This window comes from Amphritea sp. HPY, from assembly GCF_050870985.1.
Lineage (GTDB): Bacteria > Pseudomonadota > Gammaproteobacteria > Pseudomonadales > Balneatricaceae > Amphritea.
Genome location: NZ_CP194015.1, coordinates 2,372,904 through 2,388,689 on the forward strand (window position 1 = coordinate 2,372,904; position 15,786 = coordinate 2,388,689).

Annotated in this window: 13 protein-coding genes; 3 read left to right on the forward strand and 10 right to left on the reverse strand. The window is 51.3% G+C overall.

Annotated elements, in window-relative coordinates:
* The first annotated feature begins 140 nt into the window (after positions 1 to 140).
* Positions 141 to 821, forward strand: coding sequence for an SOS response-associated peptidase family protein (locus ACQUQM_RS10700; RefSeq protein ID WP_432474487.1), 681 nt, complete (start codon positions 141 to 143; stop codon positions 819 to 821).
* Positions 822 to 988: 167 nt separating this feature from the next.
* Here the strand turns inward: ACQUQM_RS10700 and ACQUQM_RS10705 are convergent, their stop codons facing one another.
* A complete protein-coding gene (locus tag ACQUQM_RS10705; RefSeq protein ID WP_432474488.1) occupies positions 989 to 1,696 on the reverse strand; it encodes a type 1 glutamine amidotransferase domain-containing protein in 708 nt (235 codons plus the stop codon).
* Between the two features lie 190 nt (positions 1,697 to 1,886).
* Here ACQUQM_RS10705 and ACQUQM_RS10710 point away from each other — a divergent pair, with 190 nt between their 5' ends.
* The gene (locus tag ACQUQM_RS10710; protein WP_432474489.1) at positions 1,887 to 2,804 is read left to right on the forward strand and encodes a LysR family transcriptional regulator; all 918 of its coding nucleotides are present in this window, start codon (positions 1,887 to 1,889) and stop codon (positions 2,802 to 2,804) included.
* 213 nt (positions 2,805 to 3,017) lie between these two features.
* On the opposite strand, the gene ACQUQM_RS10715 is transcribed toward ACQUQM_RS10710, so the two are convergent.
* The 9 genes from ACQUQM_RS10715 to peaA form a co-directional block, all read right to left on the reverse strand.
* On the reverse strand, positions 3,018 to 3,725 hold the full coding sequence (locus tag ACQUQM_RS10715; RefSeq protein ID WP_432474490.1) for a glutathione S-transferase family protein: 708 nt from the start codon (positions 3,723 to 3,725) through the stop codon (positions 3,018 to 3,020).
* Positions 3,726 to 3,801: 76 nt separating this feature from the next.
* Positions 3,802 to 4,359: an RNA polymerase sigma factor SigZ gene (gene sigZ / locus ACQUQM_RS10720; RefSeq protein ID WP_432474491.1), complete on the reverse strand. Its 558-nt coding sequence runs from the start codon at positions 4,357 to 4,359 to the stop codon at positions 3,802 to 3,804.
* A gap of 103 nt (positions 4,360 to 4,462) precedes the next feature.
* Entirely contained in the window at positions 4,463 to 4,645 is a 183-nt protein-coding gene (locus tag ACQUQM_RS10725) for a hypothetical protein (RefSeq protein ID WP_432474492.1), read from the reverse strand.
* Positions 4,646 to 5,018: 373 nt separating this feature from the next.
* Complete coding sequence (locus tag ACQUQM_RS10730) at positions 5,019 to 6,986, reverse strand: sigma-54-dependent Fis family transcriptional regulator (RefSeq protein ID WP_432474493.1); 1,968 nt, start codon at positions 6,984 to 6,986, stop codon at positions 5,019 to 5,021.
* Between the two features lie 469 nt (positions 6,987 to 7,455).
* Positions 7,456 to 8,778: an alginate export family protein gene (locus ACQUQM_RS10735; RefSeq protein ID WP_432474494.1), complete on the reverse strand. Its 1,323-nt coding sequence runs from the start codon at positions 8,776 to 8,778 to the stop codon at positions 7,456 to 7,458.
* Positions 8,779 to 8,965: 187 nt separating this feature from the next.
* Positions 8,966 to 10,108, reverse strand: coding sequence for a quinohemoprotein amine dehydrogenase subunit beta (gene peaD / locus ACQUQM_RS10740; RefSeq protein WP_432474495.1), 1,143 nt, complete (start codon positions 10,106 to 10,108; stop codon positions 8,966 to 8,968).
* Between the two features lie 18 nt (positions 10,109 to 10,126).
* Complete coding sequence (gene qhpC / locus ACQUQM_RS10745) at positions 10,127 to 10,453, reverse strand: quinohemoprotein amine dehydrogenase subunit gamma (protein ID WP_432474496.1); 327 nt, start codon at positions 10,451 to 10,453, stop codon at positions 10,127 to 10,129.
* A gap of 1 nt (position 10,454) precedes the next feature.
* Positions 10,455 to 11,888, reverse strand: coding sequence for a quinohemoprotein amine dehydrogenase maturation protein (gene peaB / locus ACQUQM_RS10750; protein ID WP_432474497.1), 1,434 nt, complete (start codon positions 11,886 to 11,888; stop codon positions 10,455 to 10,457).
* Positions 11,889 to 11,974: 86 nt separating this feature from the next.
* A complete protein-coding gene (peaA, locus tag ACQUQM_RS10755) occupies positions 11,975 to 13,576 on the reverse strand; it encodes a quinohemoprotein amine dehydrogenase subunit alpha (protein ID WP_432474498.1) in 1,602 nt (533 codons plus the stop codon).
* Between the two features lie 457 nt (positions 13,577 to 14,033).
* Between peaA and ACQUQM_RS10760 the strand changes: the two genes are divergently transcribed.
* The gene (locus ACQUQM_RS10760; protein WP_432474499.1) at positions 14,034 to 15,539 is read left to right on the forward strand and encodes an aldehyde dehydrogenase family protein; all 1,506 of its coding nucleotides are present in this window, start codon (positions 14,034 to 14,036) and stop codon (positions 15,537 to 15,539) included.
* Positions 15,540 to 15,786 lie beyond the last annotated feature (247 nt).

Here is a 15,786-nt window from a genome sequence, read left to right on the forward strand (position 1 = left end):
CTCCCACAAGTCTGAGTTTTATTGCTTTTTCTAGCCACTAACAAGTCGCGCAGCGACGTTCTGGCAAGGAAGGTTTACCTTCCGGTCTAGCCACTGCTTTTAAAAAAGCGTGCCGCTTTTGTTCATGCTAGGCTGTCCCCATGTGCGGTTTTTTTGAATTTAACAACAGCTCTTCCCAGGCTGATGAGCTGATCGAAGCTTTGGGCATAGAGGATCAAGCACCGATGTTCCGCAAGAACCTTGGTAGCGGACCGGCATCGTCGGTGGACATAGTAGTGCAGAGTGGCAACGAGCGAATTGTGGTGCCAGCAGTCTGGTGGTTGCTGCTGGATCAGCAGACCCTTAAACCATCTCGCTATACTTCGTTCAATACCCGCTCAGATAAACTGAATGTGAAGAATTCAGCAGGTTATCACCCCTACCGACAGCACCGATGCATCATTCCTGCTACGGCAGTTGTTGAAGGAGAAGGCCCTAAAGGATCACGCAAATATCACAGGATTGAACCGCAACACTGCGCCTTTGCGCTGGGTGGTTTATACCGACAATGGATAAATAAAGATTCCGGTGAGCATGCGACATCCTGCTCGGTGATCACCCTTTCGCCTCACCCTGCATGGGAGAAAATCCACTCAAAATCCACACCGTTATTCCTGCCCCATGATGACAAAGCCCTGATCGATGCCTGGCTCGATCCGGCTTTCACTCAGGTAGATAAGTTTGATCAACTGCTCACCCCGACCTTCCGGGACAGCATGCTGATCACCCCGATAGATCGCCCATCAACCAGGCAGCCTGTCGGGGATAGTTTTATTCTGTAGGATCGATTTACTGAGTTGTTGGGCTTCGCTACGCTCAAACCAACCTACGGTTCTTATGTAGCACAATAGTTACGCCCCCCCAATCAGCCTTAAGAAGGCTTTTACGCTTTTTCTAGCCACTAGCTAGCCGCGAAGCGGCGATCTAGCGAGGAAGGTTCCCTTCCGTTCTAGCCACTGATTTTAGCCAAAAGCTTCTCCGCCGCAGCCTCGGAACTAGCCGGATTCTGCCCGGTGATGATGAGTCCATCCTGTACCGCGAAAACATTCCAGTCGGCGCCTTTCTGGTAGTCGGCTCCCTGCTTTGTCAGTTCGTCTTCAAGGAGGAAAGGCACAACATCGGTCAGCTGAACGGCGTCTTCTTCGCTGTTGCTGAAACCGGTAATCGCTTTGCCTTTTACTAATGGCTCGCCGTTATCTGTTTTAGCTTTTAACAGCGCCGCTGTTGCATGGCAGACAGCCCCTACCGGCTTATTATTGTTGACGAAGTCTTCGATCAGAGTGATCGATGCGACATCGTTAGTGAGATCCCACAGCGGGCCATGGCCACCGGGATAAAATACAGCGTCGTAGTCGGCGACATTCACTGAGCTCAGCTTAACGCTGTTAGCCAGCGTTTGTTGCAGTGCTTTATCGTCATCGAACCGTTGAGTGGACGGGGTTTGAAAATCCGCCAGCTCGCTCTTCGGATCGATCGGTGGCTGACCACCAGCTGGAGATGCGATAGTTATCGTTACGCCCGCTTCTTTGAATACGTAATAAGGGGCGGCGAATTCTTCCACCCAGAAGCCGGTCTTTTCGCCGGTATCACCGAGTTCACTGTGGGAAGTCAGTACCATCAGGATGGATTTTGTCTGAGACTGGTTTTGAACTGTCATATGAACCTCACATAAGTGGAAAGACAGAAGTTAAGTGTCAGAGAGGCTCTCTGATCATGTAGATAATTTTATAAGCAGCCACCTGACCTGACAATCACAAGAAATCTAACTTCATTGTTTCAACAATTGATACAATCTAACCATTATAAAGCCTCCTGATCATCACCATGTCATTTAAGGAAACTGATTTATGAGCCTGTCATTTGAGCAACTGAAAAGTATGCTGGTGTTTGCCCTGGTAGTGCAGCAAGGTAGCCTGACCGCCGCCGCTAAACATATCGGTTTATCACGGGCTGTGGTCAGTTATCACATCAAAAAGCTGGAAGCCCATCTCGACGTAAAGCTGCTGAACCGCTCTACCCGCAGTATCTCCCTGACTGAAGCGGGTCAGGGTTACTATGAACACTGCCGGATCATTGCCGAACATGCTGAGACCGCCAAACTGCAAATTGAAAACCTGAAGAAAGAACCGGTCGGCTTATTAAAGATAACCTGCCCGGTCAATGTAGGCCTGCAGACAATAGTTCCTGCGCTAAATGCCTTTAAAAAACTCTACCCGGGAATAGAATTGGATCTGTTGCTGACCGATGAAGTAGTCAACATCATGCAGGAAGGGATCGATCTTGCTATACGCGGCGCACCTCTGGTCGATTCTGGTCTGCAGGCCAGCAAGTTGTCGACCCTCAGTACACTGCTATGCGGTGCACCGGAATACTTTAAAAAGCACGGCCGCCCAACCAAACCGGCAGATCTTGATAAGCATCAGTGGGTGATTTATAAACCCGGATCGCAGATATTGAAGCTCAGTAAAGGCACACGTTCATACAGCATCGCCGTTGCCGGTAGCGTCAGCACTAACAATGCAGCTGCCCGCACCGCATTTATTGAAGGCGGTCACGGCCTCGGTCGTATCCCAACTTACGATGCCCTGCCGAAAATACAAAACGGCACGCTTGAAACGGTAATGGATGACTATCAGTTGACTGACATCGATATCTACGCAGTATTCCCTCCCGGCACCGCCGGATCAAAAAAACTGCGTCTGCTACTCGACTATCTGAAAGAGTACTTCAATAAAAAACACAGACCGCTGAGCAAGCTCAGCTAGCCAGAAAAATATAAAGGCCCGTTGGACATCGCTGCACTCAGCCCAACCTTCCGTTCTTTTGTGGGAGCGACGCTAGCATGCCCCATCGGGTACCTCGTCGCGAAGATATGCATAGTACAACATCAATCGCCACGAGGGCGTGGCTCCCACATATCTGAGTCTTTTCGCTTTTTCTAGCGAGCGGCGCAGCCGCATGCCACTGTCCTCACATATCTAACAACAACTGGCCGTACAACAGATATCATCTCTGACTGAACCACAACATTCCCTGCTCGCCCCCAGATAAGTCTCATCTGAAAGATAGAAATCGGTAAACTTCTGCTCAAAGTCAGCAGCCACCGACTTTTCTGCCAATCCAGTGGCCATCAACACCTGTTGCCAGGCCTGCACTTTCGGATAGCCTTGCAGCAGGTCATAGCAAGTATGTCGCCGGATGATGTCAGCCCGATGCAACAACGGCAACCAGGCCAGATCAACATTACTGAGCTGCTCCCCTTTAAAATACGGACCGCTCTCTGTCATTTGCTTCTCCGCTTTGGCAAAGGCATTAGCCAGCTTTGCAGTTCTTTCTTGCAGAGTAGTCTTATCGGCGCTGCGCATGGTACTGCACTGGACCAGATACTGTTTAGTTGCCTGGTAGCTCCAGGCCCGGTCGAGGGCTCGCTGCTCAGGACTTGAACCTGCCTCCAGAGGCGGCGCGATCTCATCCAGGTACTCGGCAATGGCATCAGACTCAAACAAGGCAACCCCTGATTCACTGATCAGCACCGGCACCTGACCATTGGGGGAGATACCCTTAAACCAGTCCGGCTTATCACTGAGGCTAATGTATTCAATTTCGTAGGGTAGCCTTTTCGCTTCCAGTATTACTGTCACTCGCTGAACAAAAGGACAGATCTTAAAACTTACAACTTTGATCATCTCTGAATCTCATTTTGTTAATAGATACCTGTAAGACGCTGCTCATTAACAAAAGACGAAAATTAAAGATAAAAAATTAACAGGAACCACAACGTCCCGTTTTTGTATCACAACCGATCAGATTTCCCTGTACATCAAGTTCAAAGCTGCAGCATTGTTCAAACAATCTCCGTAGCTCCTGTCGCCCCTTCTGCACCCTGGACTTCAGGGTCGAGTAACTGATCCCCTGCTCCGCGGCCAGTTCCATCTGGGAGCGGCCCTGCAGATCAATAGCAGTGAGCAGTTCTGAAGAATGCTGTGGCAACGCCTGAACAAAAGGCTTAACACAGGCAGATAAGCCCTGCCTGAAATCCGACTCATTCTGCTCACCATACCAGAGATCATCCGCTCCTAATGCCTGCTCCCGACCGCGCGTTTTAGCTCGCGCACGGTAAAAGTCGATAATCACATTATTGGCGAGCGTAAACAGCCACGCCTTCACACTGGTTGCGTTCTTCAAGGTATGAATATTGTTATGGGTGCGAATCAGAATCTCTTGCAACAGATCATCCACATCATCAGGTTCAGCCACCTTCGAGTGCAGGAAGGACTTTATAGCCGTCCGGTATTCCTGCCATACAGTTTCAAGATTCATAGTCGCTCCGTCATAAACAGTCAGTTTCAGTATGACTATAAGACGGAGAAATTAGAATAAAGACGAAAACAGATCGTTGTTTTTCTAACAGCGCAGCTTCGCATCAAAACCTTCGTTTATGGAGTGGTTTGTATCCTCTGACAGGATCAATACCTGTACGACCGGCTGGCACAACGGTAACGGTCCCGCCCTGCTTCAAAAACAGGTCGGTTTGTTTACAGATGGAATCGTGGGTCTCACGGGCGGGTGGTGGCTTCGGCAAGCTACGACGGCGCAGGGCTTTCATTTGGAACACTCAGACGTTTTATTTGTTATGGGTGAAAGAAAGTATAGGCAAGATCTCTAAAAAAGCCTGCGGCTTTTAGAGATCAGACCGCCGAACAAGTTCGGCTAGCTAGACCGGAAGGAAAACCTTCCTCGCTAGAACGTCGCTGCGCGACTTGCTAGTGGCTAGAAAAAACGTTTTAAGCCTTCTTAATTCTTATTGTGAAAATATTCTCGCTAAGAACTTCGTAAGTAGGTTGGTCTGAGCGTAGCGAAGCCCAACAGCTTTTTTATATGCCTTTTCTAGCCACTAGCAGCAAGGCTTGCCTTCCGTTCTGGCACTTCTCCCTTCAAGATCGGTCGAAGCGACGTTCTAGCTACTGGCCAGTTAAGAACTATTCCGCTTCCAGCAGCTTCAATTTCCGATAGAGAGTAGCCCTACTAATCCCCAATTCCGTCGCGGTGGCCGAAATATTACCCTCGTTCTGTTCCAGTACCTGCTGGATAGTCAGCAACTCGGTATCTTTCAGGGTACCGTTGGAAGAGTTCAGGGGGATAGTGCCAGGGATGGGCAATACCGAGCTGTTCAGCTCCTCGAGAAAGTCATCACTGATATGACTGCCATCGATAATCAATTCATCCGGTTCCATAAAGGCGATAGCCACCCGCAGGGTGGTTTCCAGCTGGCGAATATTGCCGGGCCAGTGATAATCAACCAGTTGCTGCATCAGTTCAGCTGCGATTTCAATCTGCCGGCCATCCGGAGTCAGCTGGTGCAGGAACTGACGCATAAAGTCCTGCTTATCAGTGCGATCGCGAAAGGCCGGTATACGCAGGCAGACGCCGTTGAGTCGATAATAGAGATCTTCCCGGAAGTGACCTTCGGCAACAAGGGTTTTGAGATCTCTGTGGGAGGCACAGATCACTGCGATATCCAGTGCAATCTCATCAGCACCACCGAGTGGCGCAATCGTTCGTTCCTGCAGTACCCGTAATAACCTTGCCTGCAGTGCCAGCGGCATATCACCAATTTCATCGAGGAACAGAGTACCAGACTGAGCCTGCTCCAGACGGCCAGTCATGCCGCCTTTGCGGGAGCCGGTAAACGCACCTTCGCGGTAGCCGAACAGCTCTGACTCAATCAACCCTTCAGGTATAGAGGCACAGTTAACCGCAACAAAAGGACCACTGCTGCGACGGCTGTCCAGATGCAGTGATTTAGCCATCACCTCTTTACCCGTACCCGTTTCACCCTGAATCAGTACCGGCAGTTCATGGGCCAGCGCCCGGCTACCCATTCGTACACCTTTCTGCAGACGTGGATCCTGCCCGGCAAGTTCCGTCAGGCCTGGCGCTTTCAGCTTCTGGGCAGCGGGTTGGTTACGGACTGACTTGGCAGGAGCCTTAGTGATTGATGTCGGAAAGCTATTAGGAAAATGCAGCAGTTCGCAAACAAAATCTCCGCTACGGGTGCGCAGCTGGCCTCTGCCCTTGCGATGCAGATCGGTCAGCAAAGCTTCAGGGCGCACGCCAAACAGCTCTTCCAGATTGCGGCCGACCAGTTGCTCCCGCTTGCGGTTCAGCAGCTGACAAACCTGCTCATTGGCAGCCTGAATATGGCCATCCAGTTCCAGCGCCAGCAAACCTTGCCAGGAGGAACGCAGGTATTCAGGCCGGCTGTGCACGCTTAATACTATCTGTTGCTGAAACTGGCCGCTGAACATACGGTTTTCGATGGAGCGTACCGCCTGTTGCACCAGGCTCAGGTTTGGCGGCAGTTCGCGGTTATCGGTAGGCGAAGTAAGATCAAGTACGCCAAGTACTTCACCTTTGGCATCGGTGATCGGCGCAGAGCAACAGGAAAGATAACCGACACTGTCTAGAAAATGCTCATTACCGGTGATCATGACCGGACTGCGATCAACTACAGCGGTACCTACAGCGTTGGTTCCGCGTAGTGCTTCATCCCAGTTAGCTCCCGGCTGCAAGGCATACTGCATCTTGGAGTCCAGATAGCGTTTTTCACCTTTAACACCGAGAATAGTGGCATCGGCATCGGCCAGCATCACCATGCCACCCACCGAAGAGAAATACTCCACTAACTGTTTCACTTCAGGATGTGATGCTTCAATCAAAGGACGATTTTTATCCTTCAGGTCAGCAACCCGGTCGCGGGACATATTCTCCAGATCTAATGGTTTTTCACAATTAAGGCCGGCTTCGACACTGCGCAGCCAGGAGTCTTCGATCTCACTGCGCAGGACACCGCTGGGCACTTCGCCTTCCTGTACCAGATGCTGGCGGGCGATCTCGACGCTGTGCAACGGATCAGAGAGTAATAGAGAATCGGTCTGTTTATTCATTACGTCCGGCCTTTTGTTATTGTTCTAGGCTCAAATAAAAAAATAGGTAGATATACTTATTTACTGCATCACTGCTTATTTATCAATCAAACTTTTCTCAAGCAGTGCTAAGAAACTATTTTTCAGCTCTTTAAGCGCTGATCCAGGTCCATTTCAAAACAAAAAAACCACGGCATCCGTTAAAAAACACCGTGGCAAACAATAATCTGGCAGCCGTGAACTGCCTGCCGGACTATCGGAAGGGAAATCAGTAAACAGGAGCAGGACCTGTTTACCGGTTTCCCCGGCTGAAGGGGTGGCAGGCTTTCTGATACAGAAATAGCCTGCCAGGTAGTACGTTGAGAGCGCTAAAATCTCAATTTTTCAGAGGCCGTGCGGCGCAGCGAAACAGTTACAGGCATATCGGGATGCATCATAATCTGTTAACGCAGCGCAGCGCCTCTCTGGAGCTACCTCCAGTTAATCAGGCTTAGAAGAAGTACATCATCACGCCTTGCAGATACAAATTCGCATCGTCGTTACCCTGGTTAGCAACCACGTCCGCACCATCCGGCTTGTAGTAACCAAGCATCGGGCTGAAGATCCAGTTATCGTTAATTGACCACAGGGCATACAGATCGATCTCGCTACCTGAAAGGTCAGCGGCATCGGCATTTTTACCGAAGTCCCAGTATTGCAGGCCGACTGTCAGATCTTCACGAGGTTGAAGCATCAGTTCGATACGATCGACATCGTTACCGCTGTTAGCCGGTCCGGCATAGTTAGACGCCACTTCGCCCTGGAACCAGGTACCGAAGCCGCGGGTAAAACCGAAGAACAGCGGATCGAATGCTTCGTTATCGGCGGTGCTGCTGTCATCACCGGAGAACTCTGCGTGACGATAGTTCAGGTTCGGCGACCACGGCAGGTCGGCGAAGGTCCAGCCCGCCTCAACGTACCAGGCGTCGGCATCGTTTTTCACAGCGGTATCGCCGCCGCTTTCATCAACATATTCAAACGACAGGAACAGGTTTTCAACGCCCATACTGCCCTGCCCGCGCAGGCTGACAACGCCCATACCATCTCGCTGATCCCAGGCACCGAAGCCGGTACCTTTATCGACATCCAGAATCTTCATATAGCTAAGACCCAGCGTGCCTTTGGCATCATCCACCAGCTCGATATTTACACCACCCAGTTCGGTATCCTGATGGTAAGGATTATCTGACTGCAACCAGAACAGGTCGCCACGCAGAGCTCCCTGTGGATCAATTTTCAGCACTGCAGTTTTATCAAAGCTCTTCTGTCCGGCCAGGTAGTAAGCACCACCCCGATCAACATCAACGCCGGAAATCTCGCCCAGGCTGATGGCATCGCCGGCGATAATAAAGCCATCACCCAGCATAAACTGCTGCCGGCCAAGCGACAGATCAAATAAGCCATCGCTGCTCTGCCAGCCAACAAACGCATTCTCAATTTTAAATTCGCTTTCGTTACCGGAGGTAAGGCCGGCAGCATCGCCGTCGCCGCGGGTACCCAGGCCAATCACACCCAAGCCACCGTAGACAGTACCATTGCTCATTGCGTTGCGGCCGATCAGGTCGCCTTTGATATAGGCTTCCTGCCAGTCGTTACCGCCATCGACTCCGGTGTAGTTTTCATCGGTAGAAAACACTCCGGCCATCGCTTCAATATTGAATTCAACGGTTTTACCGTCCTGTTCGTAGATCGGCGCAGCCTGGAGCGAGCCGGCCATAAGCATAGCTCCGGCAAGCGCGTTAAGTTTCAGGAATGTGCTGTTATTTTTGTTCATTCTCAGATTCCACTGCTGTTCTGTTAATGTGTTTAAGTTCAGTTTTCCCGGCAAAAAGTCCCCCCGTGCGGCTTCACAATAAGCCGCCTTAAGGGGTAAAAGTGCAGAGTGATGCTCAGGACCTGCTGTGAGGTCCGTTACCCCTCAGATAGCCCGAGTGGTAACGAACTCAATGCAGGTTTGTTAACTAGTGGACAAAGACCTGCGCTGTAGTCGTGGACATATCGCCACCGGGCAGTTCAATGGTATTCAGTCGCTCCAGACTGTCGGCATCGAATACCGCAACATGGTTGTAGGTGCCGGCCAGATAGATCTTACTGCCATCTTGGTTCACCGTAATACAGTAGTATGAGTGATCCAGTTCGGCAGCCTTCAACAAAGTCTGCTTTTCGATATCGTATTTAGCCAGTCGGTTCAGGACACCGTACATAATGTTGGAGTCCTTCGGCGAGCGGGTGCCAGTAAAATAGATTTCAGTGATCGGACCGAAGTCTTTGGTTTCCGTGGCGCCGGTCTCCAGATTGATATTGAAGTAGCCATACAGCCAGTCAGCGGTATTCAGGTCTTCAGAGCCCTCCTGAAAACGCGCCGTAGTGTAGAGGATGGTGAAGTCTTTGGTTGGCGTCTGCACCGCCCAGACGTTCAGCACATCCGGCTGCACGTAGCGCTCGCGCTGCCAGCTACGGCTAGGCACCGCCACTTCGTACTCACCGGTTGTTACATCCATCTTGTAGATATCGGCACCGGCCATATACAGGCCACCGTCTTTACCCATTTGCATAGCGGTAACAAGACGCGGCGTGGGCAGCACCCGGATCGGTTTGGCATCCAGACCATCGTCGGTGCTGTACACCGCCAGGCGGGTTGGCTGAACCCGGTAGTGATCCCGCTCCATCAGGGTAGGGTTCTGTACCGCATACAGTTCCTTGCCGTCATTGCTGAGGGCAAAGGCATACATCGTTTTGGTACGCTCTTTCGGTTTCAGCGCCATTTTAGCGTGGAACGTCACCTTACAAGTGTCCATATCGACGCCGTAGATATCTTCATAGCCGTTATTGAGGATATAGGCAGTCTTCTTATCCGGTGCCACCTGCAGAGCTCCGGGACCAAAACGGTCCGGCATATCGCAGGTCTTGTAGATAGTATCCGTAGCCAGATCCAGTACGTGCATCTGGTTCGGATAGTTCGCCACCACCATATACTCACTGCCGGCTTTAAGTGCCGGCCCTTGCGCCGCCAGTACGGTATTGCTTGTCAGAGCGGTCAACCCCAGTGCTGCTGTCGCCAGCACTGCTGCCATGGAGCGACGAAGATTCTTGTTGTTGTTCATCGTTAGCTTCCTGTTTGGTTAGTCTTTATCAGCCGGGAATACGGAACCAAGGTTCCTCCAGTCTTCGCCGGACTGGGCAGCCTTTGCATTCCAATCGGGATATGTATTCATCATGTCCGGCACCTGAGCTGGCCACCAGCATGGATCGGCGCAACCATAGAGATCTGACTCCATCGGCTGACAGAGTGAGGTCACGCCGCCAAAGGCATCGATCTCCCAACCGGGATCGGTAGTTGCGGTACAGCCGGCGAGGGATTGCATCGCGACGACCTCTTCCACGTTGTCTTCGGCAACGGCTTTGTTCAGGGTGTGTGCTTTGTTATTAACAGGCTTGAGATGTTTCATATCAGTGAGCCCTCCGAGGAGATATATAACTGTCGATAAAGGCCGGATTTTCGGCCATGATGCGGCTGTAAACTTCGATACCGAAGTCCACCCAGTCACGCAGCAGATCGCAGTAGTGATAAGTAGGTTGAGTTGGGTCTTCATAGCGGGCATAGCTTTCGTGATAGCAACCACCAGAACACAGGTTGCGTATCCGGCAGCTATCACAACCGGTGTTTGTACGATCCAGACGCTGATCGAGAAACGCACCCAGGCGTTCTTTATCCATGCCGGTTTGCACATCACCGAAGGTATTCAGATCAGAGCCGGTAAAACGGTGACAGAGGTTCAGACCACCTTCGTGATCCACCGCCAGCATCGCTACACCAGCCCCACAGGGCAGCGCCTTCTTATTACCTTCGTGCAGATCCGTGATCAGCTGATGCATATTGGAGAAGCCGATATTACGGTGCTCCAGTGCGGCCTGAAGGTACTCTTCACCCAGCAGCTTCATATTGCTGAACACCTCAGCGACTTCCTCATCACTGAGGTTGTAATAGCTGATATCACCGGATGTCACCGGAGCAAAACCAACTTCAGCAAAACCCAGTTCATTGAACAGGTGATCCCAGATCCCGCGGATGTCGGTTATGCCTTTGGTCAGGGTTACCCGGGCACCAACCGGCCTGGAGTTATAGCGTGACAACAGCATCTTCGCCTTACTGCTGACCACGTCATAAGTACCTTGTCCACCCACCGTTATCCGGTTCTTGTCATGGATCGCTTTCGGGCCATCCATACTGATGGAGATACCGAAACGATGCTGATTAAGCCAATCTATTTTCTCCTCGGTCAGAAGCGTGGCATTGGTGGTCATGGTGAAATCCACCGGCTTATTCAGCTCAGCAAAGCGCTGCTCCGAATACTCAACCACCTGCTCGATCAGGCCAAAGTTAGATAATGGTTCGCCACCGAAAAACACAATGTTATAGCGTGCTTCATTCGGCGACTCTTTAATCAGCATTTCGATCGACTGCCGGGCCGTATCGAAAACCATCTTTTTGCCTTCCGAGGGCTTATCCAGATCTTCCTTATAGCAATAGCTACAGCTCAGATTACAGCCAGTGTTAACGTTCAGCACCAGGGTATTGAGCGGAAACTCGGTAACCTTCTTCAAAGCAATTTCCGGAGTCAGCGGAGAACCATCAGTGACCAGTTCCAGCGCAACCATCTCGCGCAGGCTGTCACTGATCTGCTCGACCGGAAACTGTTCCTGCAGTTCAACGATCAACTGCTCTGCGGTTTGCTGTGGTCTGCTTCGCAACAGTTCTATCAGCTGAGCGGTAAGACCATCCAACTCAAACAGGCTACTGGACGGTATATGGAACAGCATACGGCGGGAGCTGACTTCCACCAGATGCAGGTTCTGTTCAACCAGATTTAATTGGGCGCCCATAGAACGACCCTCCTCACTATTTTTATTGTTAGCTACGCTGTATTTTTATCGCATACAGCGTCAGTCACGTATAAGTCAGGAGTTGCCTACGGCAGCGGTGGATTATTCCAGCGCTGAACGGTAACGATCATCTGGCCATCGCCCGACAAGGTATTACCTTGTTCCACTACTTCGGCGACCACTTTCAGGTTGCCGGCATTGTTGGTCGACATGCGTCGTTCCGGGTTTGGACCTGCTGCCCCAGTAGTAAAGACGCCTGATTTAGCATCCATCCGACCGGCAAAATGGGTATCACGATCCGCTTCAGCCACGGCATCGAACGGCTCGACATGCCATTTGGCAGGAACGAAACCGATCCGCATATCATCGTCGGTACCAGCCTTTCCGTCAGCACCATTAGCCCATGCTTCAGCCTGGAAGTGGCCATTATATTTAGGCGTTGAACCACCGTTTCCACCAACCCGGGCTACGGAGAAATCCGGTACCACTTTAATGCTTCCGATCTGATCGAATACATTAATGCTGGCGCCATTAGCCTTACCGGCTTTTACTGTACGTTCGCCCGATGTGGCACTGCTCATCGCAGTTGCCTGAACCACAACTTTGTTGTCATCCCGGTACAATTCACTGACCACCTTGATACCATCACCCAGATTGAGCTGCTTACCCAGACCGGTACCGACCAGCGTCAGCACTTCAGTGCTACCGGCGCGGATATATTCAGGTTGTACGGACAGCAGTTTCGGTGCACTGCCAGCCCGTACGGCACTGAAGTCCATACCTGCTTCATCGTGCACCGTTTCGAACATTCGGCCATTCAGCTCAGCACCATCAGCAGACGCGGCAAATACCTGGCGCATCTTTACGCCATCGATATTCAGGTTGGCTCGCCATTCGTAGCCGGTATAGACAATCGCGGTACCACTGCCTTTAAGTGCGGATCCGTCGGCGTATTCACCATCAATCTTCACCTTATACTGGTCACCCTTACCACCGGTTACCGTCATCAGGCCTCGAATATCGCCTTTGCCCGGCATCTGGGCACTGAAGCTCCAGCTACCCGCCATCGGCACTTTCGTCTTAGCCTGCCATTTATCCCAGTTGGCAGACTGAAGTGGGAAGTCTTTGGCCAGTTCCGGCACCATCTCGTTAAATGCCAGTTCCATCCAATCACGGTCACGGGCCAACGCCTGATATTCCAGACTTGGCCACTGCCCCATATGGAAATGCACCAGATGCTCCCACTCAGACGCAGGACGGCGCTGTAACTCCACACGTGCACCGGAATGACAGCGGGCACACATCTCAGTAAATTTAGTGGATTCAAAACTTTCCATGGTATTCAGGCGGCGTTCCATCGCATAGCGGGAACCAGCAGTCTCATCCGGTGCCAACCCCTGCTTATCAGCCAGGTATTTCACCAGCGTACGTCGATCTTCATCACTTATTTGAAGGCCGTGCATCACCTGCATACGAGCGATAGACATCAGCCAGCCTTCCGGCGTTTTACGCTGATGGCTTATACGACTAAACTGAGCCGCATCGGCATTTTCTTCGGTATGACAGGCAAGGCATTTACTGCGAATGATTGACTCAGCATCCGCCGCCGCGAGCGTCGATCCCGCCGGTAGCATTAAGCCTGCGAGCAATAATCCACCAGCCAGTTGGGGTAGTTTAAGGTTCTTCATCAAGGCCAGACTCCTTTTATGTTTATTGTGAGGCAGCGAAGAGCCACCCATAGTTCTAACCTGCCTGAATACACAGCACAGCCTATGCCAAAAACATAAAATCTATATTTTTCAAACAGATAACAAAAATAAGGGGAAATACTTATTGTGAACTGCCCCCTGATGACTGTTCCATTCCGCAACACCCTGTTCAGAAATGTGACACTCCACCCCTAACGGCCGCCTCCTGATCTTGAGACCGGCACTGCCTTATTTTTTTACACTTGTCTCAAACTAAAACAGTCCAGAATGCCGGCCAAATCTACCGAAAACAATTAAAACCCATATCATTCAAACAGTTAAGCCATAAACCATAGAGTGGCACGGCCTTTGCGATATTTAACCTACGAAGTGTCGAACGGTCAGTATCAAGCTACTGGTGCCGTTGAATATGCAACAACAATAAAAAGGTTTAACTATGAGCGTACTCGAAACACCGCTATCTCCCTCAACAGAAGCAATGGCCTTTATTCAGCGTCAACATAAGTTCCTGATCGGCGAGCAATGGCTGGATGCACAGGACGGCCGCACCCTGCCAGTTATCAACCCGGCAAACGGCGAACAGATCGCAACCGTACCCAGCGGCGATAAATCCGACATCGATAAAGCGGTAGCGATGGCCCGGCAGACCTTCGAGGATTCAGACTGGAGCCGGATCAAGCCGGTGGATCGTCAGAAACTGTTGTGGAACTTCGCCGACCTGATCGAAAAAAATGCCGGCCTGCTGGCTGAGATAGAATCACTGGATAACGGCAAGAGCGTCGTTATTGCCGAGCATGTCGATATTCGTCTGGCGGTAGATTTCCTGCGTTATATGGCGGGTTTTGCCACTAAGATTGAGGGCCGCAGCGTTGACGTATCGGTACCCTTTATGCCCGACGCTCAGTTTCACGGCTATACCCGCCGTGAAGCTGTTGGCGTAGTCGGCGCCATTGTTGCCTGGAATTTTCCACTGTTATTGGCTTGCTGGAAACTCGGCCCGGCGCTGGCGACAGGCTGTACCGTAGTATTGAAGCCCGCAGATGAAACCCCACTGACCGCACTGATGCTGGGTGAACTGGCGCTGGAAGCGGGCTATCCACCGGGCGTTCTGAACGTTGTTACTGGTACCGGCATAGAAGCCGGTGCAGCCCTGTCACACCATCCGGATGTCGATAAACTGACCTTCACCGGTTCCACCGAAGTGGGCAAGATGATCGGTAAGGCAGCGATGGATACTATGACCCGGGTTACCCTCGAACTGGGCGGTAAGTCACCGACTATCGTACTGGAAGACGCCGACCTGCAAAATGCCGCAGCAGGTGCTGCCAACGCTATATTCTTCAACCAGGGCCAGGTCTGCTGTGCCGGTTCCCGCCTCTATGTACATAAGAAACACTTCGATAATGTAGTGGCAGATATTTCTGATATTGCCTCCGGCATGACGCTGGGTGCGGGTCTCGATCCTAACGCCCAGATGGGGCCGTTAGTGTCAGCGAAACAGCAACAGAGAGTTTGCAACTACATCGAACAAGGTCGCAGTAGCGGCGCTACTATCACCGCAGGCGGTGGCGCAGTCGACGGTCCGGGTTTCTTCGTCAAGCCAACCGTAATGGTGGATGTTAACCAGAATTCCAGCGTCGTACAGGAAGAGATATTTGGCCCGGTGCTGGTCGCTATGCCGTTTGACGACATCGAAGAAGCTGTACGTATCGCTAACGATAGTCAGTATGGTTTGGGGGCAAGTATCTGGTCCAACAACCTGTCCCAGGTACACCGTATGATTCCACGCATCAAGTCAGGTTCGGTCTGGGTAAACTGCCACACTGCACTGGATCCTGCCCTGCCATTTGGCGGCTACAAACAGTCAGGTCTTGGTCGGGAGATGGGCAGCGACGTGATAGAGCACTATACGGAGGTTAAATCCGTGTTGATGAGTATTTAATATAGTCTGCAGTGTAAGGAGGCTTCGGCCTCCTTTTTTAGTTCAGTAGCTAGAACGTCTTAAATACAGTTGCTAGAACGTCGCTTCGACTGATCTTGAAGGGGTAAGTGCTAGAACGGAAGGCAAGCCTTCCTGCTAGTGGCTAGAAAAGGCAAAATCAAAAGCAAAATACTCAATCTAAACTATCCTTAGTGAGTCCAGATTCAACCAGATCGCCGGGCATCAGGGGATCAAACATGAAAAGGAT

Bases quoted from the DNA above. Each gene is read 5' to 3' on its own strand.
- ACQUQM_RS10700 (WP_432474487.1), top strand. From the start codon at position 141: ATGTGCGGTTTTTTTGAATTTAACAACAGCTCTTCCCAGGCTGATGAG.
- ACQUQM_RS10705 (WP_432474488.1), bottom strand. From the start codon at position 1,696: ATGACAGTTCAAAACCAGTCTCAGACAAAATCCATCCTGATGGTACTG.
- ACQUQM_RS10710 (WP_432474489.1), top strand. From the start codon at position 1,887: ATGAGCCTGTCATTTGAGCAACTGAAAAGTATGCTGGTGTTTGCCCTG.
- ACQUQM_RS10715 (WP_432474490.1), bottom strand. From the start codon at position 3,725: ATGATCAAAGTTGTAAGTTTTAAGATCTGTCCTTTTGTTCAGCGAGTG.
- sigZ (WP_432474491.1), bottom strand. From the start codon at position 4,359: ATGAATCTTGAAACTGTATGGCAGGAATACCGGACGGCTATAAAGTCC.
- ACQUQM_RS10725 (WP_432474492.1), bottom strand. From the start codon at position 4,645: ATGAAAGCCCTGCGCCGTCGTAGCTTGCCGAAGCCACCACCCGCCCGT.
- ACQUQM_RS10730 (WP_432474493.1), bottom strand. From the start codon at position 6,986: ATGAATAAACAGACCGATTCTCTATTACTCTCTGATCCGTTGCACAGC.
- ACQUQM_RS10735 (WP_432474494.1), bottom strand. From the start codon at position 8,778: ATGAACAAAAATAACAGCACATTCCTGAAACTTAACGCGCTTGCCGGA.
- peaD (WP_432474495.1), bottom strand. From the start codon at position 10,108: ATGAACAACAACAAGAATCTTCGTCGCTCCATGGCAGCAGTGCTGGCG.
- qhpC (WP_432474496.1), bottom strand. From the start codon at position 10,453: ATGAAACATCTCAAGCCTGTTAATAACAAAGCACACACCCTGAACAAA.
- peaB (WP_432474497.1), bottom strand. From the start codon at position 11,888: ATGGGCGCCCAATTAAATCTGGTTGAACAGAACCTGCATCTGGTGGAA.
- peaA (WP_432474498.1), bottom strand. From the start codon at position 13,576: ATGAAGAACCTTAAACTACCCCAACTGGCTGGTGGATTATTGCTCGCA.
- ACQUQM_RS10760 (WP_432474499.1), top strand. From the start codon at position 14,034: ATGAGCGTACTCGAAACACCGCTATCTCCCTCAACAGAAGCAATGGCC.